The organism is Streptomyces sp. NPDC052109 (assembly GCF_040680195.1).
GTDB lineage: Bacteria > Actinomycetota > Actinomycetes > Streptomycetales > Streptomycetaceae > Streptomyces.
The window spans coordinates 527,522-551,475 of the sequence record NZ_JBFAWF010000001.1 but is presented as its reverse complement, the minus strand read 5'-3'; the positions used below and the strand labels follow the sequence as shown (position 1 = coordinate 551,475).

General features: G+C 70.4%; 23 protein-coding genes, 2 tRNA genes and 1 pseudogene. 6 read left to right on the top strand and 20 right to left on the bottom strand.

All coding sequences use genetic code 11. From position 1 onward, the window contains the following. The first annotated feature begins 251 nt into the window (after window positions 1-251). Together AB0L59_RS02530 and AB0L59_RS02525 are read left to right on the top strand one after the other, a co-directional pair. Window positions 252-1,529 (top strand): cytochrome b/b6 domain-containing protein, encoded by a 1,278-nt coding sequence (locus tag AB0L59_RS02530; RefSeq protein WP_365578371.1) that lies wholly within the window; start codon window positions 252-254, stop codon window positions 1,527-1,529. Beyond that, window positions 1,526-3,136, top strand: coding sequence for an NADH-ubiquinone oxidoreductase-F iron-sulfur binding region domain-containing protein (locus AB0L59_RS02525; protein ID WP_365578369.1), 1,611 nt, complete (start codon window positions 1,526-1,528; stop codon window positions 3,134-3,136). The genes AB0L59_RS02530 and AB0L59_RS02525 overlap by 4 nt, the downstream gene beginning before the upstream one ends. A gap of 118 nt (window positions 3,137-3,254) precedes the next feature. Here AB0L59_RS02525 and AB0L59_RS02520 read toward each other — a convergent pair. The 11 genes and pseudogenes from AB0L59_RS02520 to AB0L59_RS02470 all read right to left on the bottom strand — a co-directional run bounded on the left by AB0L59_RS02520 (window position 3,255) and on the right by AB0L59_RS02470 (window position 9,047). Further along, window positions 3,255-3,327, bottom strand: a tRNA-Ala gene (locus AB0L59_RS02520). A gap of 386 nt (window positions 3,328-3,713) precedes the next feature. Continuing rightward, window positions 3,714-3,947, bottom strand: coding sequence for a hypothetical protein (locus tag AB0L59_RS02515; protein WP_006136074.1), 234 nt, complete (start codon window positions 3,945-3,947; stop codon window positions 3,714-3,716). Between the two features lie 3 nt (window positions 3,948-3,950). Next, the gene (locus AB0L59_RS02510) at window positions 3,951-4,124 is read right to left on the bottom strand and encodes a hypothetical protein (RefSeq protein ID WP_107121669.1); all 174 of its coding nucleotides are present in this window, start codon (window positions 4,122-4,124) and stop codon (window positions 3,951-3,953) included. A gap of 69 nt (window positions 4,125-4,193) precedes the next feature. After that, window positions 4,194-4,522: pseudogene (locus AB0L59_RS02505) on the bottom strand (MFS transporter); the annotation flags it as partial. A gap of 184 nt (window positions 4,523-4,706) precedes the next feature. Then, window positions 4,707-4,779: transfer RNA gene (locus AB0L59_RS02500), tRNA-Ala, on the bottom strand. A gap of 118 nt (window positions 4,780-4,897) precedes the next feature. Beyond that, window positions 4,898-5,566 (bottom strand): histidine phosphatase family protein, encoded by a 669-nt coding sequence (locus AB0L59_RS02495; protein WP_365578367.1) that lies wholly within the window; start codon window positions 5,564-5,566, stop codon window positions 4,898-4,900. Further along, a complete protein-coding gene (rsfS, locus tag AB0L59_RS02490) occupies window positions 5,566-6,009 on the bottom strand; it encodes a ribosome silencing factor (protein ID WP_365578365.1) in 444 nt (147 codons plus the stop codon). Before rsfS ends, AB0L59_RS02495 begins: the two co-directional genes overlap by 1 nt. A gap of 101 nt (window positions 6,010-6,110) precedes the next feature. Further along, complete coding sequence (locus tag AB0L59_RS02485) at window positions 6,111-7,838, bottom strand: LCP family protein (protein WP_365578363.1); 1,728 nt, start codon at window positions 7,836-7,838, stop codon at window positions 6,111-6,113. Window positions 7,839-7,854: 16 nt separating this feature from the next. Next, complete coding sequence (nadD, locus tag AB0L59_RS02480; protein ID WP_365578361.1) at window positions 7,855-8,550, bottom strand: nicotinate-nucleotide adenylyltransferase; 696 nt, start codon at window positions 8,548-8,550, stop codon at window positions 7,855-7,857. Between the two features lie 56 nt (window positions 8,551-8,606). Further along, entirely contained in the window at window positions 8,607-8,762 is a 156-nt protein-coding gene (locus AB0L59_RS02475) for a hypothetical protein (protein WP_365578359.1), read from the bottom strand. Between the two features lie 120 nt (window positions 8,763-8,882). Then, window positions 8,883-9,047 carry a hypothetical protein gene (locus AB0L59_RS02470; protein WP_365578357.1) on the bottom strand — a complete coding sequence of 55 codons (165 nt, stop codon included), beginning with the start codon at window positions 9,045-9,047 and terminating at the stop codon, window positions 8,883-8,885. A 102-nt stretch (window positions 9,048-9,149) separates the two neighbouring features. Between AB0L59_RS02470 and AB0L59_RS02465 the strand changes: the two genes are divergently transcribed. Then, entirely contained in the window at window positions 9,150-10,241 is a 1,092-nt protein-coding gene (locus tag AB0L59_RS02465; RefSeq protein ID WP_365578355.1) for a M48 family metallopeptidase, read from the top strand. A gap of 153 nt (window positions 10,242-10,394) precedes the next feature. On the opposite strand, the gene AB0L59_RS02460 is transcribed toward AB0L59_RS02465, so the two are convergent. The 5 genes from AB0L59_RS02460 to proB form a co-directional block, all read right to left on the bottom strand. Continuing rightward, complete coding sequence (locus AB0L59_RS02460; protein WP_365578353.1) at window positions 10,395-11,465, bottom strand: hypothetical protein; 1,071 nt, start codon at window positions 11,463-11,465, stop codon at window positions 10,395-10,397. A gap of 89 nt (window positions 11,466-11,554) precedes the next feature. Next, a complete protein-coding gene (locus AB0L59_RS02455; protein WP_365578352.1) occupies window positions 11,555-12,151 on the bottom strand; it encodes a hypothetical protein in 597 nt (198 codons plus the stop codon). Window positions 12,152-12,242: 91 nt separating this feature from the next. Then, window positions 12,243-13,529, bottom strand: coding sequence for a glutamate-5-semialdehyde dehydrogenase (locus AB0L59_RS02450; protein WP_365578350.1), 1,287 nt, complete (start codon window positions 13,527-13,529; stop codon window positions 12,243-12,245). 234 nt (window positions 13,530-13,763) lie between these two features. After that, window positions 13,764-14,189: a hypothetical protein gene (locus tag AB0L59_RS02445; RefSeq protein WP_365578348.1), complete on the bottom strand. Its 426-nt coding sequence runs from the start codon at window positions 14,187-14,189 to the stop codon at window positions 13,764-13,766. 167 nt (window positions 14,190-14,356) lie between these two features. Next, a complete protein-coding gene (gene proB, locus AB0L59_RS02440) occupies window positions 14,357-15,463 on the bottom strand; it encodes a glutamate 5-kinase (RefSeq protein WP_365579475.1) in 1,107 nt (368 codons plus the stop codon). 245 nt (window positions 15,464-15,708) lie between these two features. Here proB and AB0L59_RS02435 point away from each other — a divergent pair, with 245 nt between their 5' ends. From AB0L59_RS02435 to AB0L59_RS02425, 3 genes are all read left to right on the top strand, one after another. Continuing rightward, complete coding sequence (locus tag AB0L59_RS02435; RefSeq protein WP_365578346.1) at window positions 15,709-16,365, top strand: polysaccharide pyruvyl transferase family protein; 657 nt, start codon at window positions 15,709-15,711, stop codon at window positions 16,363-16,365. Between the two features lie 141 nt (window positions 16,366-16,506). After that, entirely contained in the window at window positions 16,507-16,833 is a 327-nt protein-coding gene (locus tag AB0L59_RS02430; RefSeq protein ID WP_365578344.1) for a hypothetical protein, read from the top strand. 42 nt (window positions 16,834-16,875) lie between these two features. Continuing rightward, the gene (locus AB0L59_RS02425; RefSeq protein ID WP_365578342.1) at window positions 16,876-17,007 is read left to right on the top strand and encodes a hypothetical protein; all 132 of its coding nucleotides are present in this window, start codon (window positions 16,876-16,878) and stop codon (window positions 17,005-17,007) included. A gap of 60 nt (window positions 17,008-17,067) precedes the next feature. Here AB0L59_RS02425 and AB0L59_RS02420 read toward each other — a convergent pair whose 3' ends face one another. From AB0L59_RS02420 to AB0L59_RS02405, 4 genes are all read right to left on the bottom strand, one after another. Continuing rightward, entirely contained in the window at window positions 17,068-18,279 is a 1,212-nt protein-coding gene (locus AB0L59_RS02420) for a glycosyltransferase (RefSeq protein WP_365578340.1), read from the bottom strand. A 286-nt stretch (window positions 18,280-18,565) separates the two neighbouring features. Next, a complete protein-coding gene (locus AB0L59_RS02415; protein ID WP_365578338.1) occupies window positions 18,566-20,689 on the bottom strand; it encodes a hypothetical protein in 2,124 nt (707 codons plus the stop codon). Window positions 20,690-20,824: 135 nt separating this feature from the next. Continuing rightward, entirely contained in the window at window positions 20,825-22,321 is a 1,497-nt protein-coding gene (locus AB0L59_RS02410) for a bifunctional cytidylyltransferase/SDR family oxidoreductase (RefSeq protein ID WP_365578336.1), read from the bottom strand. Window positions 22,322-22,541: 220 nt separating this feature from the next. Next, window positions 22,542-23,699 (bottom strand): hypothetical protein, encoded by a 1,158-nt coding sequence (locus tag AB0L59_RS02405; RefSeq protein ID WP_365578334.1) that lies wholly within the window; start codon window positions 23,697-23,699, stop codon window positions 22,542-22,544. Window positions 23,700-23,954: the final 255 nt, after the last annotated feature.

Genomic DNA, 23,954 nt, shown 5'->3' with positions numbered 1-23,954 from the left:
CTCGAGCGAGCGGCGACGGCCTTGAGCAAGCCGCGACGCGCTTCCGTATCCCTTGTGGACATGCCAGGAACCGCCAAGGGAGCTGAACCAAGGTCAACCATTACTTCGCGTACCGTCCACTAAGGGACATCAGCCCAGTCGCATTGTCCGTTGATAACAACGCAATAACTCAAACCCCGTACTGATCGGTATGGCTCCACTTAGAGTTCGGCAGCGGGACCGCTTTCCCGAAACTGCTCGGAGTTGCCCCCATGAACCCTCGTCGTAGTACCAGCTCCCTCCCCAAACCCGGCCGCTCGGCCTATGGGGTGGCGTCGGCTGTCGTCCTGCTGCTCATACCCGTGGTCGTGCTGGTCGGCGGCAACCAGTTCCGCGACTTCCTGAACTTCGGCGCGGGCGTGTTGTCCCTCGTCTCGCTCAGCTGCTCGGTGATCTGGGGCCTGTTCGCGCAGGACCGGATCTTCCTGAACATCCGGCAGCGGATCGTCGGCCAGGCGGTGCACCGCACGCTGGGGGTCGCGTCGATCGCGTTCCTGCTGCTGCACATCACCACGAAGGTCGCGCTCGGCCACACGAAGGCGATCGCCGCGATCATCCCGTTCTCGCTCGGCATCACCGGGATCGGCGGCCTGATCGGACTGGGCTCGATGGCGGGCCTGTTGATGATCTTCGTGGGCGTCACGGGCGCCCTGCGCAGCAATTTCGCCACCCCGGCCCCGGTCGCCGCCCGCTGGCGGGCGATGCACATGCTGGCCTACCCGGCCTGGTGTGCGGCGCTGATCCACGGCCTGTACGCGGGGCGCGCGGCGAAGCCGTTCTTCGTGATCTCCTACGGCCTTTCGCTCCTGGGCGTGATGGCCGCCCTCGCTCTCCGCGCCGCCCCGCGCCCGGTCAAGCGCAAGGTCGCCGACCGACTGGTGGCGCTGTTCGGCAGTTCGGAGCGGCCGGGGCTGGAGGAGCTGGACGCGAGCCGTTCCCGGGTGGCCGAAGCAGGGCCGGCGGGCTTCGAGGGCCGGCGCGAGTTCAGGGCGGCAGCCGCCCCGTCCGCGCCGCTCTACCAGTCCCCCGCCACGCCCGCCCCCGAACCCGCGTCGGGCTTCGCGGCCGCCTACCGCGCCGTCTCCACTCCGGGCCGCTCCCAGCCGGCGTACGCGGCCGGACAGACCGCGCGCATGGACCTGCCGCTGGACATGCAGGCCACGGAGGCCATCCCGCGTGTGGACGGCGCCTCCAGCACCTCGGGCAGCTGGCCCATCCCCTCCCCGCCGCCGGTCGGCGAGGCCCCGCCGTCCGCGTACGACCCGCTCCAGGACACCGGACAGGCCATCCCCGTCTACGGCAATCCGGGCACTGCGGCATACGGCGGAAGTGACATGTACGACACCGGTGAGACAAACGGCCTCTATGGCGCGTACAACGCCAGTGACACGTACACCAGCGGTCCCGCCGCCGAACCGCTGCCCGGCGCGTCCTTCGACACACCGGGTTCGGGCGAACCCTGGAACATGCCGTCCGGAGGCTTTAAGTGAACGAGGCCCTGCCCGACGTCCCCGAAGTCCGCGTGGTCGGCCTTCCGCAACTCACGTCGGGTTTCGACCTTGTGGAGCGGCTCGACCTGCCCATGCACCTGAAGGTGCACGGGCCGCTCGACCCGCTCGGCGGCGAGCAGCTCGCACAGCTCGCCGAACGCATCAACCTCAAGGGCCGCGGCGGCGCGGGCTTCCCCTTCCACAAGAAGCTGCGTTCGGTCGCCGAGTCGGCGATCAAGCGCGGAGTGCGGCCGGTCGTGGTGGTCAACGGCAGCGAGGACGAACCGGCCTGCCGCAAGGACACGGTGCTCATCAACCGCGCTCCGCACCTGATCCTGGACGGCGCGCTGCTGTGCGCCGAGGCGCTCGGCGCGCGGACGCTCGTGATCGGTGTCACACGCGAGTCCACGCAGCGTTCCATGGAGGCCGCGCTCGCCGAACGCGGGCTGAGCAACAGCCGTAGATCCGCGCTACGCGCGTGGGTGCAGCGCAACCCTGTGCGCATGGTCACCGGCGCCGCCGCCTCGCTGATCCGCTCGGTCGACGGTGGACCCGCGATCCCGCCCGGCCGCAAGATCAGCGCCTCGCAGAGCGGTGTCGGCGGCGCGCCCACGCTGCTGTCGAACGCGGAGACGTTCGCGCAGCTGGCCATCGCCGCCCGCATCGGCCCCGAGCGCTACGGCAACACCGGCCTTTACGACGAACCCGGCACCGTCATGCTCACCGTGTCCGGCGCGGTCGCCCGCCCGATGGTGATCGAGGTCCCCACGGGCGTCCCGTTGCGCTACGTGCTGCAGCTGGCGGGCGCTCCGCCGGTGCCGCAGGGCGTGCTGACCGGCGGCTACCACGGCAAGTGGATCGACGCGGCGACCGTCAACGAGGCGATCGTCTCCCGCAACTCACTGGACGCGGTGGGCGGTTCGCTGGGCGCGGGCGCGATCCTTCCGATCACCCAGGAGACCTGCCCGCTGGGCGAGTCGCTGCGGGTGGCGCAGTGGCTGGCCGAGGAGAGCGCGGGCCAGTGCGGCCCCTGCTACCTCGGACTGCCGGCCGCCGCACGCGGCATGGAGGACATCCTCAACGGCGGCGGCCCGGCGGCCCTGGAGGCCCTGAAGCAGGTCGCGAAGAACGTCAAGCGCCGGGGCGCGTGTTCGCACCCGGACGGTTCGGCGATGTTCCTGGAGTCGACCATCAAGGCGTTCACCGACGACCTGGCCGCCCATGTCCTCGGGAACGGCTGCGGACGGCCCGTGGAGGGCGTTCTGCCGCTCTTCGAGGGCGGCAAGGTCCCCACGGGCATCCCGGGCGGCGGAGAGCCCGAGGAGACCGGCGCGAGCCGCCAGAAGATCTACGTCGACTGGACGCTGTGCCGGGGTCACGGCCTGTGCGCCGACATCCTCCCCGAGGTGTTCGAACTCGGCGCCGACGGTTTCCCGACCGTCGCCCAGGCGCAGGTGCCGCGTTACGCGGAGGCCAAGGCGCTGCGGGCGGTGCGCCGCTGCCCCGCGCTGGCCCTGCGCATCGAGGAGGACACACGCGGGCAGGCACCGTCCCGCAACCTGCCGGTGGTCTCCCAGGGCCGCGGCCGGCGCGCTCTCGGCCGCTGAGCAGAGGAAGGGGGTGGGTCATCCGAGCCGGGTGACCCACCCCCTTCGTGCGGTTGGGCCCTTGCCGCAACACGCCGAAGGCGGACCATCCATCGGGATGGTCCGCCTTCGACTTCTGTGGAGCTAAGGAGAATTGAACTCCTGACCTCCTGCATGCCATGCAGGCGCTCTACCAACTGAGCTATAGCCCCTTGTTTTGTTGTTTCGCCCGGTCCCCCGGCGACGACGTAAACATTACAGGGCCGGGGACGCAGCACCAAATCGGTTTCAGCTTCGCACTGATACGTTCCCTTATGTCGGCTTTTGTGGTCGTGGGCGTGTCGCCATGGCCCGTCGGCTACGCGCGCGTGGATGCCGTCTGGCGGGCCGCGGCGCAGGCCAGGTGGTGCGAGGCGGGGGGCGGCCCTGCGCTGCTTGTGCGGGCGGCGGGAGCGTGCGGTGCGCGCCGGCGCGTGATCCCCCCGCAGCCCCGAGCCGTGGACACGCGGTCACCGAACCGCGGCCCGTGGCACGAACCACACCAAGGAGTCCTGGCATTGACATCGTTGCCGGGGCACGGCAACGACGTGGCCGGGCGTCAGGCCGTCACGAAGGAGTAGAACCGCTTGAGTGTGCAGTGCTCTTCGAGAAGGCGGCCGTAGATCGGCTCACCCTCCAGTTCCCGGTACGTCTCGATCGGGTCGCCTTTTATGATCAGCGCCCGCGCGCATTCCTCGCACCAGTACTGGTAGTCGGGATTGATCGGCTCCATGTCACGGACGATCGGTGTACCGCTCCCACACCAGTCGCACTTTCGCCTGTGTGCACCCATCGATCAGCTCCAGCTGTGGCCGCAGGCCGTGCACACGTAGGAGATCCCGCCGTTGTCGCCCAGGACTTGGGCGACATGCGCGGAACCACAGGAAGGGCAGCTCAGTCGGGTGGTCGTGTCCCGTATCAACGCCGCACCGAGGAGGTGGCCGACCTCCCCAAGGATGCTCGCAGGCATCGCTACTCCCTCCCGTCGGGCCGCGCCCCCTTCCGGCCGTTTGATTCTGCCACGGCCGGAGCAATACGGTCAGCGACGCCTCAGTACCAGTCCGGACACGGCACCCGTCGCGGCCGCTGGGGCCGACGCCCAGACACACACCGAGAACGCCTCCGCGGAGGTGTACGGGCGCCGGGCCCCGATTGACTCAAGCCGGTTCAGGAACAGTGTGCCGAAGGACGCCCCGCCGATCAGCCGCCGAGCCGGGTGACCGCCGCAGGCAGACCGCCGGCGTCCGCGACGTCCTCCGGCCGCACGGTGGCGAGCGCGCCGGTGAGCGTGGGACCGAAGGCGAGCGCGAGTCCGGCTCCTCAGCCCGCGCAACCGGCGCACAGGACCGCTCCCCCGTGGCAGCCACCGGCCTGCGGAGGGGTCCCTCCGCACCGGACCCCCTACGCGCTGCTGCGGGGCGACGGGAGCGGGTGTGGTCCGGCACACGGGGACGTGGGGCACGTCCGTCGCCGGAACGCAGAAGGTCCCGCCCCCTGACAGGGACGGGACCTTCGTCACCGATCTTCGACAACTCAACAGAGTGCCGATCAGTGGAGCTAAGGAGAATTGAACTCCTGACCTCCTGCATGCCATGCAGGCGCTCTACCAACTGAGCTATAGCCCCTTGCGCCACGCGGCGGAGCCGCATGTCCTGCTCGCCCCGCTCGGCGGGGCGAACAAGAAGAACTTTAGCCTGTGACCTGCCAGAAAGTGAAATCCGGGGTCCGGGAGTCTCCGGAGGCTCAGTCGTCGTCGCCGAGGACGGGCTCCGGGAGGGTGCCCGCGTTGTGTTCCAGCAGACGCCAGCCGCGGGCGCCTTCGCCGAGCACGGACCAGCAGCAGTTGGAGAGCCCGCCGAGGCTCTCCCAGTGCCGGGCCTCCAGACCGAGGAGCCGGCCGATGGTGGTGCGGATGGTGCCGCCGTGGCTGACGACGACGAGGGTGCCGTCCTCGGGCAGCTTCTCGGCGTGCCGCAGGACGACGGGTGCGGCGCGGTCGGCGACCTCGGTCTCCAGTTCGCCGCCGCCGCGGCGGACGGCCTCGCCGCGCTTCCAGGCGGCGTACTCCTCGCCGTGACGGACGATGATCTCCTCGTGTGTCAGCCCCTGCCAGACGCCCGCGTAGGTCTCGCGCAGGCCTTCCTCGCGGGTGACGTCGAGGCCGGTGAGGGTGGCCAGCTCGGCGGCCGTGTTCGCCGCCCGCTGCAGGTCCGATGAGATGATCGCGTCGGGGCCCAGGGAGGCCAGCAACCGGGCGGCGCGGCGGGCCTGGCCGACGCCGGTCTCGGTCAGCGCGACGTCCGTGCTGCCCTGGAAGCGGCGCTCGACGTTCCAGGCGGTCTGGCCGTGCCGCCACAGGATGATGCGGCGGCCGCGGTTCTTGCGGTCGGTCACCTCGCCGGTGGAGCTCATCACCAGTCCCCGCCCGGCTCGTGCTCGGCCTCGGCGGCCTGCAGCCTGGCGTGCTCCTCCGCCTTGCCGCGGGTGGCCTTGGCGTCGGCGGGCAGCTCCAGCTCGGGGCAGTCCTTCCACAGCCGCTCCAGGGCGTAGAAGACCCGCTCCTCGCTGTGCTGGACGTGGACGACGATGTCGACGTAGTCGAGCAGGATCCAGCGGGACTCGCGGTCGCCCTCGCGGCGCACCGGCTTGGCGCCGAGTTCCTTCAGCAGGCGCTCCTCGATCTCGTCGACGATGGCCTTGACCTGGCGGTCGTTCGGCGCGGAGGCCAGCAGGAAGGCGTCCGTGATCGACAGCACGTCGCTGACGTCGTAGGCGATGACGTCGTGGGCGAGCTTGTCGGCCGCTGCCTGGGCGGCGGTGTGGATGAGCTCAAGAGAACGGTCGGTGGCGGTCACTACGAAGCTTTCGGTCGGCGGTCACTGGACCTCAAGGGTCTCACGGCCCGACCGGCGCACCCCACGTGATCACACCGGCACGAGGGGTGCGCGGGCCCCGGTCACGAGGTGCCGGGCTTGTAGTCCTGACCGAGGACGACCGAGACGTCGGCGCCGGAGGTGACGGTTCCCTTGGCCACGGCACCGGCCGGGAGGCCGAGGGTCTTGGCCACCTCGCCGGCGTCCGACTTGTGGGCGGGGTCCGAATAGACCACCTTCGAGGTGGCCTGGGTGCCGGAGACGGTACCGCCCTCCAGGAAGGTGAAGCCGCCGTTGAGCAGCACCACGCGGGCCTTCTCGGTGTCGTCCCTCACTCCGGTGGCGTTCTGCACCGAGACCCGGACCGCGGAGCCGGCGTCGGGGCTCTTGGCGGTGCCGCCGAGGATGTCCTTCACCACGCTGTCGCTGGTCCTCGCGCTCAAGGTGCCGTCGGCCTGCACGGGCAGCAGGGCCGTCTTGTAGGCGCCGCTCTTGGCGAGGTCGGCGAGCTTGGCGAGGAAGGTGCCCAGGTCCTTGTCGGTGAGCGGCGGATCGAGGATCTGCGCGAGGGTCTGCACGGTGGTCGTGGCCGCAGACGGGTCCGAGGACAGCTTGCGCAGCACGCCCTGCATGACCTGGCCGAACCGCTCCAGCTGGGCGTTCTGGTCCTCGCCGGCGGCGCGGTACGTGGCGTAGGCGACGGCCATTTTGCCGCTGAGGGTCTGGGCGCTGCCCTTGTGGACGATCGGCTCGCTGCCCTTCTTCTTGGCGTCCGGGTCGGGCACGTCGGTGTTGGTGTCGATGTCGATGTTGCCGACCAGGTCGACCAGGTTCTGCAGGTAGGGGGTGTCGAGCCGCCAGGTGCCCTGGATGTCGGTGCCGAGGACGGTGCCGAGCTGGTCGCGGGTGCCGGAGGCGCCGTCGTCGTCCACCGACTTGGCGAGGGTCGTGGTGGAGCCGTCGTCGTCGCTGAGGGCGAGGGAGTTGGGCAGCAGCACGGTGCTGCCCTGCTTGGTGGTGGTGTTGTCGACCAGCAGCGCGGTGGAGGTGCCGCCCTTGCCGGTGTTGTGCAGGTGCACGACGATCACGTCGCGCTTCTGGGCGCTGACCGGCGTGGCGGCGCCGGGCTTGGAGCCGGAGGAGGACAGGCCGGGCAGCTTGCCCGCGTACCAGAGGTAGCCGACGCCACCGACGGCGACGAGGGCGAGGACGACGAGGAGGGCGATGATCCGGCTGCGGGCGCGGCGGCGCGCCTCCTCGCGGCGCTCGGTGCGGTTCTCGGTGAACTTCAGCCAGTCGATGACGTCCTCGGAGTCGCCGTCCGGCTCCTCGACGAACGCGAACTGCTCGGTGTGGTAGTCCCGTTCGCCCCCGTCCCGCGGCTCCTCGGGCCGGGCCGGGGCGTGGGGGTCCTCCGCGGGTCCGGCCTGCTGCGGGATGTAGGCGGTCTGCTCGGTGACCCGGGGCTGCTGCCCGCTGGTCGCGGCCTGCCCGTAGGGGTCGTGGCCGGCGGATTGGTGCGTGCCGGTGCCGTAGGGGTCGTACGGGGTCCGGGCCCCGTAGGGGTCGTACGCGGGCGGCCGGCGGCCGGTGTCGTAGGAGGAAGGCACCGGCGGCTGCTGGCCGGTGGCGTAGGGGTCGTAGCCGTAGCCCTGCTGCTGGGCGTACGGGTCGTAGGTCGTCTGCTGTGCCTGCGGTGCCTGTTGTGCCGGGACCTGCCGGTACATGGGCTGGCCGTACTCGTCGTAGCCGACGAGTTCGTACGGGCCTGCGCCGTAGCCGGCCTCACCCGCGTCGTATCGGTCGTTCACCGGTGCCCCTCTCGGCTCACTCGCCGCGGTACAGCTCGCGCTTGTCGATGTAGCGCACGACTCCGTCCGGCACCATGTACCAGATGGGGTCCCCCTTGGCGACTCTCGCACGGCAGTCTGTGGAGGAGATGGCGAGCGCGGGAACTTCGACGAGCGAGACGCCGCCTTCCGGCAGGCCCGGGTCGGTCAGGTGGTGGCCGGGCCGGGTGACACCGATGAAGTGGGAGAGGGAGAACAGCTCCTCGCTGTCCCGCCAGGTCAGCAGCTGGGCGAGGGCGTCGGCTCCCGTGATGAAGAACAGGTCGGTGTCGGGGTTGAGGGCGCGCAGGTCGCGCAGGGTGTCCACGGTGTAGGTGGGGCCGCCGCGGTCGATGTCGATGCGGCTGACGGAGAACTGCGGGTTCTCGGCGGTCGCGATGACCGTCATCAGGTAGCGGTCCTCGGCCGGGGAGACCTTGCGGTGGGACTTCTGCCACGGCTGGCCGGTGGGCACGAAGACCACCTCGTCCAGCTGGAACTGTGCGGCGACCTCGCTGGCCGCCACGAGGTGCCCGTGGTGGATCGGGTCGAAGGTCCCGCCCATGACGCCGAGGCGTCGCTTGCCCGTGCGGGCGGGGCCGTGGCCCGGCCGGTACTGCCGGTACTGCGGGCGCTTCACCGTGTCGTCGGCGGTCTCGCGTGCCGGACCGGTAGGCATGTCCTGCTCTCCCATGCGTGCAGACCCTACCGGCCCGGTCTCTGAGGTCCGGCCGGGGACGGGGTCCCGGGTCAGCGGTCGCGGTTGAAGCGGGTGGTGATCCACAGCAGGAGCAGCAGGATGACCAGGGCGCTGCCCCCGGTGACGGCCGGGTTGAGGCTGTTGTGGTGGCCGCCCTCGGCTTCGGCGAGGGTGACCAACGGGGCTGCGGCGCTGTGAAGGCTCATCTTCGGCAGGACCTAACGCGTGTGGGCGGGATAAAGATGTCGGCTCATCGTATGCGGGCGGCCTCGAGACGATCACGCCGACTCCGCCGTTGGGGACGCCGGGGGAACTTTCGCCGGCTGTCAGTCGTCTTTCCGCTTGTAGCCGCTCAGCAGGAACCAGGCGGTCAGTGCACAGCCCAGGAACATCACGACCAGGACGATGCGGAGCAGATTGCCCGACCCGTGCTGTTGGACGGCGCTCGTGGCGGCCTCGGTCAGCCAGGCGGCTGCGGGGTGATGCTCCATGACTGGACTCCTTAGGCTGTACTGCCCGTCGAGGGTATCTCCGCCTAGGCTGGGCTCCGCCTCGGGGGCACAGTGGGCACTCACACGCACATGGGGGAAGACATGTCCGACGACGGCCAGCGGGAGACGGGGCACGAGCGCGTGCCGAGCAGGCAGCGCAGGCGCTTCCCCGGGATCTCCTCGCGTGCCTACGAGCATCCCGCCGACCGCTCGGCCCTGGTCGCGCTGCGCAAGCTGAGCGGATTCGACACCGTCTTCAAGGCGCTCAGCGGGCTGCTGCCCGAGCGGAGCCTGAGGCTGCTGTTCCTGTCCGACTCGGTGCGCGTCTCCGAGCGGCAGTTCCAGCACCTGCACGACATGCTGCTGGACGCCTGTTACATCCTGGACCTGGAGAAGGTCCCGCCGATGTACGTCAATCAGGATCCGCAGCCGAACGCGATGTGCATCGGCCTGGACGAGCCGATCATCGTGGTCACCACGGGACTCGTGGAACTCCTCGACGAGGAGGAGATGCGGGCGGTCGTCGGACACGAGGTGGGACACGCGCTGTCCGGGCACTCCGTGTACCGCACGATCCTGCTGTTCCTGACCAGCCTCGCCCTGAAGGTCGCCTGGATCCCGCTGGGCAACTTCGCGATCATGGCGATCATCACGGCGCTCAGGGAGTGGTTCCGCAAGTCGGAGCTGTCGGCGGACCGGGCGGGGCTGCTGGTGGGGCAGGACGTGCAAGCCTCGATGCGCGGCCTGATGAAGATCGCGGGCGGTAACCATCTGCACGAGATGAACGTGGACGCGTTCCTGGAGCAGGCGGAGGAGTACGAATCCGGGGGCGATCTGCGCGACTCGGTGCTGAAGATCCTGAACGTGCTGCCGCGCTCGCACCCCTTCGCCACGATCCGTGCGGCCGAGCTGAAGAAGTGGGCGGAGTCGCGGGACTTCCAGCGGATCATGGACGGCCACTACGCGCGGCGCGACGAGGACAAGGACACCTCGGTCGGCGACTCCTTCCGCGAGACGGCGGCCAGCTACGCGAGCGATGTGAAGGCCTCCAAGGATCCGCTGATGAAGCTGGTCACGGACCTCGCGGGCGGCGCGGGCGACCTGGGCGGCCGGGTCCGCCGCGGCTTCGACGGTTTCCGCAGCCCGCCCCCGGCGCAGGAGGGCCCGACGGACGCACCTCCTCAGGAGGGGTGACTTCATCCCGCCGCGACGGCGCTCAGCCACGACGGCGGGGACCGGCGGTGCCGGACTCTCCTCAGCCCGGGAGAGCGGTCCCGGGTGCCGGGGAAACACCGCACCGGAGGACCTGCACCGCCTCTCAACGCGGCCTGCCGCGGAAAAGCCCGCTCACACCTTCGGCTCGGCCCCGGCGGCCAGCGTCCCGCACAGGGCCGCGGGGCTGTCCGTCTCGTAGGGGTCGGTGCCTGCGGGGCCACCGGTGTGGGCCGTCTGGCCGGCCAGGAGGGGGCGGAGGTAGGCGGAGGAGTCCTCGGCGCAGGCGAGGGGGCCGGCCTGGACGTAGGACGTGACCAGCTGGAGCTGGCGGGTGCGCAGGTCGTCCCGGGTGAAGCGGAAGGTCAGCTCGCGGCGCACGGTGAACAGGGACACGGGCGCGTTCGCCGCGGCACCGGTGGGGCGCAGGGCGTAGACGAAGGTGTGGTCGGCGGTGACCTCCAGCGTGCCCGAGTCGGCCTCGCTGGCCCTGAGGTCGCCCTGGACGCGGATCCGGTCGTCGGCGAGCTGGGCGCGGGAGGGGTCCAGGCGGACCAGCCAGCCGGTGGGGGCGTGCCGTCCGTCCGCCGCCGGGTGGTCGAAGCTCTGGTCGAACTGGTCGAACTGGTCGGCGTCGAGGAGGGACCGGGCGGGACGGACCTGGCGGCCGGTGACGACCTCGGGGTAGAGCGAGGAGCTGACGATGTAGTCCTTGGCGGTGGTGAGCGCGGTCACCACCTGGCTGTCGGAGAAGTGGGCGGTGGCGCGGGAGGCCGGCAGCGGTATGCCCTCGGCGCCGACCTCGAACTGGGCGGCGGGGCTGTGCGCGTACAGGTATTCGGCGTCGGCGGTGCCGGGCACCTTGCCCGTGGGCGCGAGCGGGATCACCGTCATCCGCAGGGGCTCGACGGGGCTCCGGGTCTGCGGGGAGCCGTAGGGATGCCGGACGCCCATGTAGATGGCGGTGGCGAAGGCGACGGCGATCAGCAGGACGAGGATCAGGGCCTGCCGGGTCAGCCCGCGATGCAGGGGCGGACGGCGGCGCACGGCGGGCGCGTGATCGGCCATCCGCTCCTCGGCGGAGTACTCCTGGAGGCGGGCAGCACGGACGAACGACTCGTCGAACACGACGGATCGGTACTCGTCCTCGCCACCTCCGGGGCCGCCCTCGGGTGTGCCCTCCGGTGGGTCGCCTGGCCCGCCCATACCTTCAGAGTAGGTCTCGGGAGCCTCAGGTAAACGCCCTGCTACGCGACAACTTCTGACAGGTGCTCACCAAGAGTGGCGCCGGGAGTTCACGGGGTGCGCGGGGTGGCCGAGGCCGCCGGCTGGGAGAACTCGGCGGAGGCGGAGGGCGCGGCGGCGCTGCCCTGTTCCAGGCCGGTCGGGGCGGGCGCGGGAACCCCGTCGCGGGTGCCGGCCGAGCCGCCCCGGTAGACGGCGGCGAAGGCCAGGGCGACCATGCCGATGCCCATCACGACGGCGAGCACCCAGGCGACGGGCCGGCGCCAGCGGACCTGTCTGCCGTAGGCGCCGAAGAGTCCGTGCCGGTCGTCGAGGACGTAGGTGTCCTCCAGCTCGTCGTCCCGATCTTGGCCGAGATCGGTGCCCTCGGAGGCGTACTTGTCGTCGTACCGCTCGCCTCGGGCGTGAGCGCGGCGGGCCTCCGCCTCGGAGGCCTCGGCTCTGGCCTGCGCGGCGGCCAGGAGGCGTTCGACGGCGGTCGGCTCATGGACCGTGGCCGCCTGTACGAAGGCCTCGTCGAAGACCACGGAGGCGAACTCTTCGTCCGACACCCCGTGGTCATGGTCGTCGTCGGGCTCCCAGCCGTCAGGGAACGGCGTGCCCCCCACGTCCTCCGGCACGCCTCCAGAGTAGTCCCGGGGGGTCAATTTGGGCAGACGGTATGGAAATTCGTCTGACTGGTGAGACACCGTTCCGGCCGCCCGCCGTCTGCGGGACGTACGGCCGGGCGGGTGATCCTCAGGGGCGCACGTGACCGTCGCCGGTGACGATGTACTTCGTGCTGGTCAGCTCCGGCAGACCCATCGGCCCGCGGGCGTGCAGCTTCTGGGTGGAGATGCCGATCTCGGCGCCGAAGCCGAACTGGCCGCCGTCGGTGAAGCGGGTCGAGGCGTTCACGGCGACGGTCGTGGAGTCGACCAGCTGGGTGAAGCGGCGGGCGGCCTGCTGGGAGGTGGTGACGATCGCCTCGGTGTGGCCGGAGGTCCACAGCCGGATGTGTTCGACCGCCCTGTCGAGGGAGTCGACGACGGCGGCGGCGATGTCGTACGAGAGGTACTCGGTCTCCCAGTCCTCGGCCACGGCCTCCACGACGGTCGCCTTGGAGTCCTTGGCGTAGGCCAGCACGCGCTCGTCGGCGTGCACGGTGACGCCGGCCTCGGCGAGGGCGTCGAGGGCGCGCGGCAGGAACGCGGGGGCGATGTCCTGGTGGACGAGCAGGGTCTCGGCGGCGTTGCAGACGCTGACCCGCTGTGCCTTGGAGTTGATCAGGATGTCGATCGCCATGTCGATGTCGGCGGCCGCGTCGACGTAGACGTGGCAGTTGCCGGTGCCGGTCTCGATCACCGGGACGGTGGACTCGTTGACCACGGTCTGGATCAGGGAGGCGCCGCCGCGCGGGATGAGGACGTCGACCAGTCCCCTGGCCCGCATCAGCTCGCGCACGGACTCGCGGCTCTCGCCGGGCACCAGCTGGACGGCGTCGGCGGGCAGCCCGGAGCCGCCGACGGCGTCCCGGATGACGCGGACGAGAGCGGTGTTGGACTCGTACGCGGAGGCGGAGCCGCGCAGCAGGACGGCGTTGCCGGACTTCAGGCAGAGGGCGGCGGCGTCCACGGTGACGTTCGGCCGGGCCTCGTAGATGATGCCGACGACGCCCAGCGGGACGCGGACCTGGCGCAGGTCGATGCCGTTGGGGAGGGTGGAGCCGCGGACGATCTCGCCGACCGGGTCGGGCAGCTTGGCCACGTCGCGGACGTCCGCGGCGATGGCGCGGACCCGCTCGGGGGTGAGGGTGAGCCGGTCGACGATGGCCTCGCTGGTGCCGTTCTCCCGGGCGGTGGCGACGTCCTGGGCGTTGGCCTCGACGATCTCGCTGGTCCGGACCTCCAGGGCGTCGGCGATGGCGAGCAGCGCGTCGTCCTTCTCGGCGCGCGGGAGCGGCGCCAGGTCGGCGGCAGCGGCCTTGGCCCGGTAGGCGGCCTGGGTGACCGGGGACATGGCGTCGTACGGCGAGAGCGTGGTCATGAGGGAAGGGTAGTGCGCCAGGCGGGAGCGTTCAGCCGTCGTCCCATACCGCGAGACACCCCAAAAGGGGGTGAACCGCTCTCCCGGCACACACCCGGGCCGGTCCGCCCGCCCGTGGGGCGCCACCTGTACCACGCGCCGCGCCCGCCCGCCCGTCCCGCGCACTCCGGCGCGCGCCCGCTCACCGCGCCCCCCGGCCGCACCCATGCGCATGCCCCGAGCCCCGGGCCCTGGTCAGAACGGATGTACCCCCACCGGTGTGGCCGGTGCCGGGCCGTAGCCCTCGGCGATGCGGTGGTGGTAGGTCTCGCGGTCGATGACCTCCAGGCCGACGATCTCCCAGGGCGGGAGGCCGGCGCTCTGCCGGTGTTCGCCCCACAGACGCAGGGCGACGGCGGCGGCGTCGTGCAGGTCGCGGGCCTCTTCCCAGTACCGGATCTCGGCGTGGTCGGGGGCGTATCTGCTGGTCAGCAGGAAGGGGTGGTCATGGGCCAGTTGTTCCAGGGCCCGCCGCAGGTCCGGCAGGGGGACCTGCTTCCCGGAGACGCTGAGGGTGACGTGCCAGAGCCGGGGCAGATCCCTGGGCTCCTCGTAGGCGTCCCCGGCCGCGACGCTCGTCAGAGCACCGCGCGACGTCGCCCCAGGGCGCGCTCGTCCCACGACGGCCTCCTTCACGCTTGGCTCGCTCGGCCCTTTGACGGAACGTGTTCCTGCAACAGTCCCCAACACAAAGTTGAGCAGGCCGCCGGGCTCCGCGTGGTGGTTTTACGGAACGTCCCCCACCGGGGGCGCTCCATACGCCCCGTTTACGAGCGGTTCTGCGAGTGTTACGCGTTCAGGAGCACCAGGTCGTCCCTGTGTACGACCTCGCGTTCGTACGCCGGACCGAGCTCCCGGGCCAGCTCGCGGGTCGAACGCCCGATCAGCAGGGGGATCTCCTTGGCGTCGAAGCTGACGAGCCCCCGGGCCACCGCGCGCCCCGACGTGTCGCGCAGTTCTACGGGGTCGCCGGCGCTGAAATCGCCCTCCACGGCGGCGATTCCGGCGGGCAGCAGCGACTTGCGCCGCTTGACGACGGCGTCCACCGCCCCGTCGTCCAGGGTCAGCGCGCCCTGCGGAGTGGAGGCGTGCTGGAGCCACAGGAGCCGGTCGGCGGACCGCTTGCCGGCGGGGTGGAAGTAGGTGCCGGTGTCGCCGCCGCTCAGGGCCTCCGCCGCGTGCACGGCGCTGGTGAGGACCACGGGGATGCCGGCGGCGGCCGCGATCCTGGCGGCCTCGACCTTGGTGACCATGCCACCGGTGCCGACGCCGGCCTTGCCCGCGCTGCCGATCTCGACGCCCGCGAGGTCCTCCGGGCCCTTCACTTCCGCTATCCGGGAGGTGCCGGGCCTGCTGGGGTCACCGTCGTAGACGCCGTCCACGTCGGAGAGGAGGACGAGGAGGTCGGCGTGGACCAGGTGGGCGACCAGGGCGGCGAGGCGATCGTTGTCACCGAAGCGGATCTCGTCGGTGGCGACGGTGTCGTTCTCGTTCACGATCGGGAAGGCGCCCATCGCGAGGAGCTTGTCGAGGGTGCGGGAGGCGTTGCGGTGGTGGGCGCGGCGGCTCATGTCGTCGCTGGTGAGCAGGACTTGGCCGACCCGGACGCCGTAGCGGGCGAAGGAGGCGGTGTAGCGGGCGACGAGCAGACCCTGGCCGACGCTGGCGGCGGCCTGCTGGCGGGCGAGGTCCCGCGGGCGGCGGCGCAGTCCGAGGGGGGCGAGCCCGGCGGCGATGGCTCCGGAGGAGACGAGGACGACCTCCCGCTCTCCACCGCTGCGGCTCTTGGCCAGCACGTCGACCAGCGCGTCGACGCGGTCGGCGTCCAGTCCGCCGGCCGCGGTGGTCAGCGAGGAGGAGCCCACCTTGACGACGATCCTGCGGGCCTCGCCCACGGCCTGCCTCAGCCTTGCCACCTTGCCCTCTGTTCCCCTCGTGCACCCGCGCGGGATTCCGGCTGCCCGTAACGGCAATCTACGCGAAGTGGATCGTTCCGCGCCCACCGGTCCAGGCTCCGGACAGCCACTGCGCAGTCGTTCGCTCACGATGGGCGTACGGCAAAAAGGCTGTACTGGTTGCGTATAGAAATTAAAGCTGACGCAAACATAAGTTGAAGTTTGTGTCACACACCGTTCGCCCTGTGAAGTCCGTCAAGCGCGTTCTGCTGAGGTCGGGCAAGAGCCCGTATGACGTCCTGTCCGCCGAGGACGCCCTGCACCGGGACGTCATCGCCACCAACGCGGGCAACCTGATCTTCAGCGACGCGGCGCACAAGATCCTCGAGACGCCGGACACCGAGGTCGTCTCCAACGGCATCGGCACGGACCTGGCCGCGGCCGCCCGCGTCAACGAGGAGTACGACGCCTTCGTCATCCCGCCGGCCAACGCCTTCCGGACGTCCTTCGAACGGCAACTGAACCGGCTGAAGCGGCTGATCGGCAAGCTCAGGATCCCCGTCGTGGTGCTGGGCGTCGGCGCGCAGACCGGGGCGAGCTACAACCCGGCCCGGCTCAAGCCGATGGAACAGTCGGTGCGCGAGTTCTGCGCGGCGGTGCTGGAGCGCAGCGCGTCGATCGGCGTGCGTGGCGAGTTCACCGAGCGGTATCTGCGCGACATGGGCTTCCGTGACGCGGAGGTCATCGGCTGCCCGTCGATGTTCCTGTACGGCTCCGCACTCGACGTCCGCAAGCGGGTGCCGGCGCTGACCGCCGAGTCGCGGATCGCGGTCAACGGTTCGCACAGCGCGGTGCAGAAGCAGGGCCTGGACCGGATCGTCGGCCGTACTCACGCGCGCTAACCGCGTCTGCGGTTCATCGGCCAGAACCTCAGCGACGCCCGGCATCTGCATTGGCGGGACCATCTGCGCGGCTTCGACTTCTCCTTCGGGTCCCGCATCCACGGCAACATCGCCGCGCTGCCGGCGGGGACGCCGGCGACCGTGCTGTGCGGGGACTCGCGCACGCTGGAGCTGTGCCGGTACTTCGAGATCCCGCACCAGCGGCTGGACAGGGCCGTCAAGGACCCGGAGGCGGCGGACCCGGCGCGGCTGTACGAGGAGGCGGACCTCGGCGGTCTCGTCGGCAATCACCGGGAGCGCTTCGACCGGTTCGCCGGCTTCCTGGACAAGAACGGGCTGCGGAACACCTTCACGCACGGCGACGGCGGTGCCGCCTTCGAGGAGCGGATGCGGTCACTGTCGTTCCCGCCGGGCATCCGGCCGTGGAACGACACCGACCTCGCCTCGCTGACCAGCCGGTTCGGGTGACTGCACGCCCGGGTCAGCGAACTGACCGACGACAACGCGAAGTTGCGCAAGGAGCTCGCCCGGTCGCGCACGGCGCAGGGCGCTGCCGCCGCGCCCACCGCCTCCGTCTACCGGCGCGCCCGCCGGGTGGTGGGCCGACCGCTGCGGCGGGCGCTGCAGTCGGGCAAGCAGTAGCGAGCCGGGGACCTGCACGGCCGCGTCGAGGCCGCGCGGGCCCGCCCGCCCCGGCGTGGCTCAGGCCGCCGCCTTGAAGTCCTTCGCCGACAGCATCCGCCGGACCTTGCGCAGGGCCCGGCGCAGGAAGGAGGTGGCGGCGGCCTCGCGATAGCCGTGGACGGCTCGGGCCTCGCGGGGCTCGGCGAGGTAGATGTCGTCGGCGATGCCGGCCGTGCTGGAACGGAAGTGCGGGTAGGCGAAGTAGACCCGGGTGCCGCGCTTCTCCAGGATCGCGTCGGGCTGCCTCTTCGCCCTGACGAACTCCACGACGTCCACCAGCAGATCGGGGCGCTGCAGGGCGACCAGGTGCAGCCGCAGTCGCTCGTGCACCTTCAGACGCCGGGCCACACCGGGCGTCCAGTAGGCGTCCATCAGGGGCTTGGCCAGCTCCAGCTTGTGCCGGCGGACCTTCTCGCCGTCCTTGAGGAACTTCGGCCCGAACTGCGGCAGCAGGGTGATCAGGAAGGGCCGGACCATGAGCCGGTCGCGCCTGTCGCCGGCCGGGACCATGTCGGCGATGAGCGTCATCAGGGCGCGCGCGGAGTCGAAGCGCAGGGTGTAGCTGCCGCTCTTGGTCACGTGCTTGCCGTCGTCGCGGCCGACCAGGTAGTAGCAGGGGTAGTCGGCGAGGACGGAGACGCCGTTGGCGCGCAGGTACGCCTCCATGGTGAACAGGGCGTCCTCGCCGGTGAACAGCGACTCGTCGAAGCGCATGCCGTGCTTGTCCAGCAGTTCGCGGCGGAACAGCTTCTGCGCGCTCAGCGTGAACTTGATGTTGGAGGAGAAGACGTCGGTACGGCCGAGGGTCTTGCCCCACATGGACTTCGGCGGGATGCGGTTGACGCCCTCGACCTTGCCGAGCACCACGTCGGTGCCGTTCTCGTCGGCCATGGCGACCATGCGCTGAAGGGCCTCGGGGCCGAGCCGGTCGTCGGCGTCGAGGAAGAAGACGTACCGCCCGGCCGCCTTGCCGAGGCCGACGTTGCGGGGGCCGCTGGGGCCGCCGGAGTTCTCCTGGCGGATCACGGTGACGTGCATGGGGGCCCGGGCGGCGAACTCCTCCAGGTACTCCCCGGTGCCGTCCGTCGAGCCGTCGTCGACCGCGATGACCTCGAGACGTTCCGGGTCGACGGTCTGCGCCTCGACGGACGCCAGGCACTCGACCAGGTACGGCATCGCTTCGTACGCCCCGATGATCACGCTCACATCAGGCTGCGGCACGACGGTCACCCTTCCCCCTTACTTACCAAAAGGATATTTCCCCCGTATCGCCTTAATGGCACTTGTTAGACGGACTGGAGGTGGGAGCGGTTGCCCTGCACTCCGCAATGAGTGGCGCACGTCACACAGGGTGCGGTTGTCCACCCGACAGTACGTAGGGTCGGTAAGAGTCACTCACCTTCGGCCGGGGGCCCGGGTAAAAGCGCCGGGTAAGAAACCTGAACAACGGATCCGGACAACTCAAGGGGCCGGTCCCGGGATCGCTCCCGCGGCCGGCCCCTTGTGACGGCGCGTGTCAGCCCGCGTTCACACCGTCCGGGTCAGCGGCGGACACGGTGCGCTGTCCGGGCACCGCGTTGCTCAGCTCGGCCGCCTCGGCGGGGTCCGCGCTCGCGGCACCCGGCCGGGCCTGCTGGCCGACGTTACGGGCCTCGGACTTGAGGGCCAGGTCGGCCACCGCGCCGTTGAACCGGTCGATGGACCTCGGCTCGTCCGGGCCCAGCAGATACTGCTTGAGCTCCGTGCGGGCGTCCATCAGCGGGTCGGCGGACGGATCGCGCACGGCGTCCAGCAGGCCGCCCAGCTCGCGCGCGCCGTTGGACAGGATCACAGCGGCGCGCACGGCCGTGTTCTGCCGCTTGAACTCCTCGTGACCGAGCTCGCCGGAGTCGGTGACCGCGTACGGCTTGCCGCTCGCGATGAAGTCGGAGACCACGGAGGAGATGTCGGAGACCATCGCGTCGGAGACGTTGAAGCAGTCGTACAGGCGCGGCTCGGCGCCCGTGATGACGCGGTGCTCGTACGACGGGAAGGAGCGCCAGTAGGCGGTGTTCCACTCGGCGCGCAACCGGGCGATCTCCTCGTGCCTGGCCACGTCGACGACGCCGTCGCGGGTGGCCTCGGCCTCGTCGCCCTTGTCGTCACCGGCCGCGGCCAGCTGGGACAGGCGGCCCTCGATCCGGGCCAGCTCGGCCTTGGCCTGTTCCATCGCCGTGCCGTCGGCGGTGAAGCGGGAGTCGGTGGCGCGCCCGGCGGCGGCCTTCTCGACCAGCGCGGTGATCCGCCGGTGCGCGGCGCCGGCCTCCTTGCTGACGGTGCCGGTGAACGGGTGCGGCTTGTACAGGACGCGGACCGGCGGGTCGGCCGTGACCAGCCTCTTCACGATGTTCTCGCCGGCGAGCACGATCGAGGTGTTCCCCGGGTTGCCGTCCCAGCCCTCCCAGGTGGGCGCGTAGAGAACCGTCGGCATGCGGTCCTCCGGCACGCCCTGCCAGGTCTGGATGGGCGCGAGCTGCGGGCGGCCGACCTCCACGATGTCGTCGTCGCGGATGCCGACGTCGGCGAGGGCGTAGCGGTCACGGCCGGCGCGGCCGGCGGTCCACACCTCGTCGTAGACCTTGCTGTACGGGTTGACGCTGGCGAGCTTGTCGCTGTCGCCGTGACCGATGAAGACGTGCTTCATGGTGGGCACGCGCAGCAGGTGGATGTTCTTGCCGACGTTGGCCGCGTACAGGGCCACGCGCACCGTCGACAGGTCCAGGTTCATCAGGTGCACCCCTCCGGGCACGCAGATGACGGGGACCGTGGTGGGCGCGAGGTTGCTCAGGATGGCGCGCTCGCGGAGGATGATCAGCGGCCGGGACTCCAGCTGCTCCATCGTCTCCAGCCACATGTTGACCTGGTAGGCGGAGTCCTTGGAGCCGGAGAAGTACAGGACCGTCTCGGGCCTGTAGGAGGCCAGCCAGTCGTCGACGGCGGCGAGGACCACGTCGGCCTTCGGCGGGACCTTCCGGCCGCGCACGTACGGCAGCAGCACGGCGACGTACAGAACGCCGAGGGCGACGGTCAGGCCGATGCCGATGAAGCCCGGCGCGGCCGGGGAGTCCTGCCCGGCGGACACCAGGATGCCGATCACCGCGAACAGGTCGAGGTGGAGCATCTTCTCCGCGCTGCGGTGCAGCAGCCGGCGCGGCGGGGCGTCCGGGATACGGAGGCGGGACTTCAGGTCGATGTTGCGGGTGGCGACCGGCATCCGGCGGCGGTTGCGGATGAGAGTGACCAGCGCGCCGTGCGGGGCCTGGAGGCCGTAGAAGGCGATGAAGCAGGCGACGGCGCCGTAGAAGATCAGGTCGTCCGCGTGCGACAGGCGGGCCAGCAGCAGGATCAGCAGCAGCTGCCGGATCAGGAAGCGGATCGACAGACCCGCCCGGATCTTGCTGAGGCGGTTGATCAGGTAGCTGCCCTTGCGGTGCAGATAGTGGTCCGCCAGATACGTCACGGCGGCCAGGGCCGCGAAGGCGGGCACGCTCGGGACGAGCGCGGCCAGCATGAGCGCCGGGAAGCCCAGGATCATGAGGGCCGCCGCGGCCAGCTCGGCCGCGCTGCCCACCCGGGCGACGCGAATAGCGGTGGATATCACGGAGAAACCTGCTCTGGGAGGGGAGTGCCGGTTTTGTTCATTAATGCCGGGGGTGTACGGATTCAGGCCTCTGCTAACGCCCGGTAAATGAGCGGCGGCAGAGGCCTGAATTCCCATAAAGTTATTGACGAATTATTACATGCCGTCCTGTCGGTCCAGAACAGTGGCCAGTGCCTGCTCGAAGCCGGAGGCCTGGGCCGCACCCGCCGTCGGGTCCTGCTGACGGACGTCGATGACATGCCCCGTCAGCTCCGAAAGCAGCACGTCCAGGGACGTACGGGCCACGGCCTCGGAGGAGAGCAGCGAGCCCGCGGGCTCCTGACCGAAGGCCTTGGTGCGCATCGGGGTGGCGGTGCGCTCGGGGTTGATGCAGTTGACGCGGATGCCGTCGCCGGCCCACTCGTCGGACAGCGCCTGGGTGAGGTTCACCATGGCGGCCTTGGTGGAGGAGTACAGGGAGTACTCGGCGCGGCCGCGGGTGTAGCTGCTGGAGGTGTAGAGCAGCAGCTGGCCCTTGGTCTCGGCGAGGTACTTGTAGCTGGACCGGGCGATCTGCACCGGGGCCAGGTAGTTGACCTTCAGCGCCTCCTCGATGGTGGCGTTGTCGGTCTCGGCGAGCTTGCCGATGCGCAGCACGCCCGCGGTGTTCACGACGTAGTCGATCCGGCCGGTCTCCGCATACGCCTTGGACAGCGCGTCGTCGACCTCCTCCGGGTTCTCCACGTGGGTGCCGGTGGTGGAGCGGCCCAGCGCGTAGACGTTCGCGCCGTAGGACTCGGCGAGTTCGGCGATGTCCTTGCCGATGCCGTAGGAGCCGCCGAAGATCACGGCGGTCTTGCCGGTGAGCAGGTCGCGGTAGGCGTCCTCGCCCTGCTGCTCGGGCGCGGCGGTGGAGGCCAGCTGGAACAGCTTGTCGGCGATGAAGACGTCGACCGGCTGCGTCACCTTCATGTTGTACTCGTCGCCCGCGACGACGTGGATCGGCACGTCCGGCAGGTACTTGAGCACGACGGAACAGTCGTCCGTGGCCTGGAAGTTGGGGTCGCCCGCGGCGACCTCGTAGGCGCGGCGGATCGTGGACAGCTTGAAGGCCTGCGGGGTCTGGCCGCGGCGCAGCCGGGAGCGGTCCGGGATCTCGGTGATGAACTCGCCGTCCTCGCCGTGGGTGCGCGTGACGATGATGGTGTCCGCGGAGGGGATGGCCACGTCCACGGCCTGGTAACGCTCCAGCGCGGCCACGCAGTCGTCGATGACGCGCCGCGAGAGCAAGGGGCGTACGGCGTCGTGGAAGAGGACGTTGAGGTCCTCGCCCTCGGCCAGGCCCTCGCGCAGCGCGGAGATGGCGCGCTCGGTGGTCTCGTTCCGCGTCGAGCCGCCCTCGATGATCTTCTTCACCTTGGTGAAGCCGGCCTTGGCGACGATCTTCTCGACGTCCGGCACGTAGCCCGGCGCCATCAGCACGATGACGTCGTCGATCGAGTCCGCCTGCTCGAAGGTGGTCAGGGTGTGCTCGATGACTGCCTTGCCGGCGATCTTCAGCAGCTGCTTGGGGATCGACAGACCCACCCGCTGACCGGTGCCACCGGCCAGGATCACTGCGGTGGTTCGGGGCTTGGCTATGTGCTGGGACACAGATGACCTACCTTGGGGCGTCAGGGAACCGTGAAATGGTCCCACTTTTGGTAAGCGCAGTGCAAGGTGAGTGACATCCCATGCATATGTGAGCGCAACCTGTCATTCACCTTGCACTCCTGGTGATTGCGGCCGGGGCGTCGCGAACCCCCGTGAATTTGCTGTGAGTAAGTCCACAGGTCGGTCCACAGTTCGGTCACAGGGGAAGGCGCAGGCCCGTTCAGCGCCGTCCGAGACGCTTCAGACAGCGGTGCCCGAGTACTCGCAGAAGGTCCTTCGACGACGTCTGGTGCACGGTTCGCGCGGGGGCCCCGCCACCCGGTGCCGAGGCCACGGCGGCAAGGGCTCCGTACAGCGCCCGGGCCGCGACCTCCGGGGCGATCCGGGGCTCGGCCGGCCGGGGTTCCGGCTGTTCGGGGACGGCGGACAGCAGCGCCGGATCACCGAGGACGCGCACGCCCAGCGCGGCGATCCGCGCGGCCGATTCGGCGGCGATCTCCGCCGCCGCCCGCACCGCCCAGCGCGGGGTCACGATCTTCACGTCTCCGGGCTCCGGAGCGCACGCGTTCTTCATATGGAGTACGGCGCCGCCCCGGACAAGACGTGAATACAGCTCGTCCGGCAGTCCATTGGCGCGGAATTCGACATTAAGATTCCGCAGCATTTCGGTCTCGGCGAGGGTAAGGGAACGATTCGCCGTGTCCGGAACCGGCTGGAGCAGATTCTCGGGCAGGCCGAGCAGCGCCTCGAAGGCGCGCGGCAGGCCGGCACGGTCACGGTCGTCCACCACGACCACGGTGAGCCGCTCCGCACCGACGGCCCGCGCCCACCGCTCCACCAGCCGGTCGTGCCGGTGCCGGTGCCAGAAACTGGGATTGGGCCTCTCGTACGGCGGCTTGCGGAGCATGTGCTCCAGCCAGTCCGCGTAGCCCATGCGCAGCCCGTTCTGCACGTACTGCTGCCACTGCGAGGGCATGATCTTCACCAGGGGACGCAGCGTGACCAGCACGTGCACCCGGTCGCCGCCCAGCTGGTCCACGATCCGGGCGATCGTCCCGTCACCCTCGGCGTCGGCGAAGAACTCGCTGCTGATCACCGAGGTCCGCCCGACCGTGGCCGCCACCTGCTGCAGCAGCCTTCCCCAGTGCCGGTCGGTGGGCACCGGGTCGCCCATCATGGCGGGCCGGGCGCAGGCGGCGAGGGCGGCTTCCATCGGATGCCGGGTGTGGGCCGGGAACGCGACACCGTACTCCCCCATCCGGTGCTTCGCGGCGAACAGCGCGCCCTGGATGGCGGTGGTCCCGGTTTTGTGCGGGCCGATGTGCAGCAGACGGGTGCCGGGCGGCAGGGGCGCGGGACGCGTACAGTCCGTCTCCATGTCCGATTCCATGTCCGATTCCATGGTCAACGGACGGTAAGAGCCTTACCTGAGAGTGCCGTGGGACTCCGGTGAGTCCCACGGTGTCACCCGGCCCTAGACCGCGGCGCCGGGCGCGCCCGGGGTGTGCCGGCCGAGGACACGTCGGCTCCGGGGAGTCATGGGGAAAGAGCGGTGCGACGCGGTGAGGTGCAAGATCCTCTCCGCGTCGCACGGTACGACTCGCCGGGCCGGGGCCGGGTCGTCCCAGCCATC

Bases quoted from the DNA above. Each gene is read 5' to 3' on its own strand.
- nadD (WP_365578361.1), bottom strand. From the start codon at position 8,550: ATGGGAGAGCAGGACATGCCTACCGGTCCGGCACGCGAGACCGCCGAC.
- AB0L59_RS02465 (WP_365578355.1), top strand. From the start codon at position 9,150: ATGTCCGACGACGGCCAGCGGGAGACGGGGCACGAGCGCGTGCCGAGC.
- AB0L59_RS02470 (WP_365578357.1), bottom strand. From the start codon at position 9,047: ATGGAGCATCACCCCGCAGCCGCCTGGCTGACCGAGGCCGCCACGAGC.
- AB0L59_RS02530 (WP_365578371.1), top strand. From the start codon at position 252: ATGAACCCTCGTCGTAGTACCAGCTCCCTCCCCAAACCCGGCCGCTCG.
- AB0L59_RS02405 (WP_365578334.1), bottom strand. From the start codon at position 23,699: ATGGAGACGGACTGTACGCGTCCCGCGCCCCTGCCGCCCGGCACCCGT.
- AB0L59_RS02450 (WP_365578350.1), bottom strand. From the start codon at position 13,529: ATGACCACGCTCTCGCCGTACGACGCCATGTCCCCGGTCACCCAGGCC.
- AB0L59_RS02515 (WP_006136074.1), bottom strand. From the start codon at position 3,947: ATGGGTGCACACAGGCGAAAGTGCGACTGGTGTGGGAGCGGTACACCG.
- AB0L59_RS02460 (WP_365578353.1), bottom strand. From the start codon at position 11,465: ATGGGCGGGCCAGGCGACCCACCGGAGGGCACACCCGAGGGCGGCCCC.
- AB0L59_RS02495 (WP_365578367.1), bottom strand. From the start codon at position 5,566: ATGAGCTCCACCGGCGAGGTGACCGACCGCAAGAACCGCGGCCGCCGC.
- AB0L59_RS02475 (WP_365578359.1), bottom strand. From the start codon at position 8,762: ATGAGCCTTCACAGCGCCGCAGCCCCGTTGGTCACCCTCGCCGAAGCC.
- AB0L59_RS02510 (WP_107121669.1), bottom strand. From the start codon at position 4,124: ATGCCTGCGAGCATCCTTGGGGAGGTCGGCCACCTCCTCGGTGCGGCG.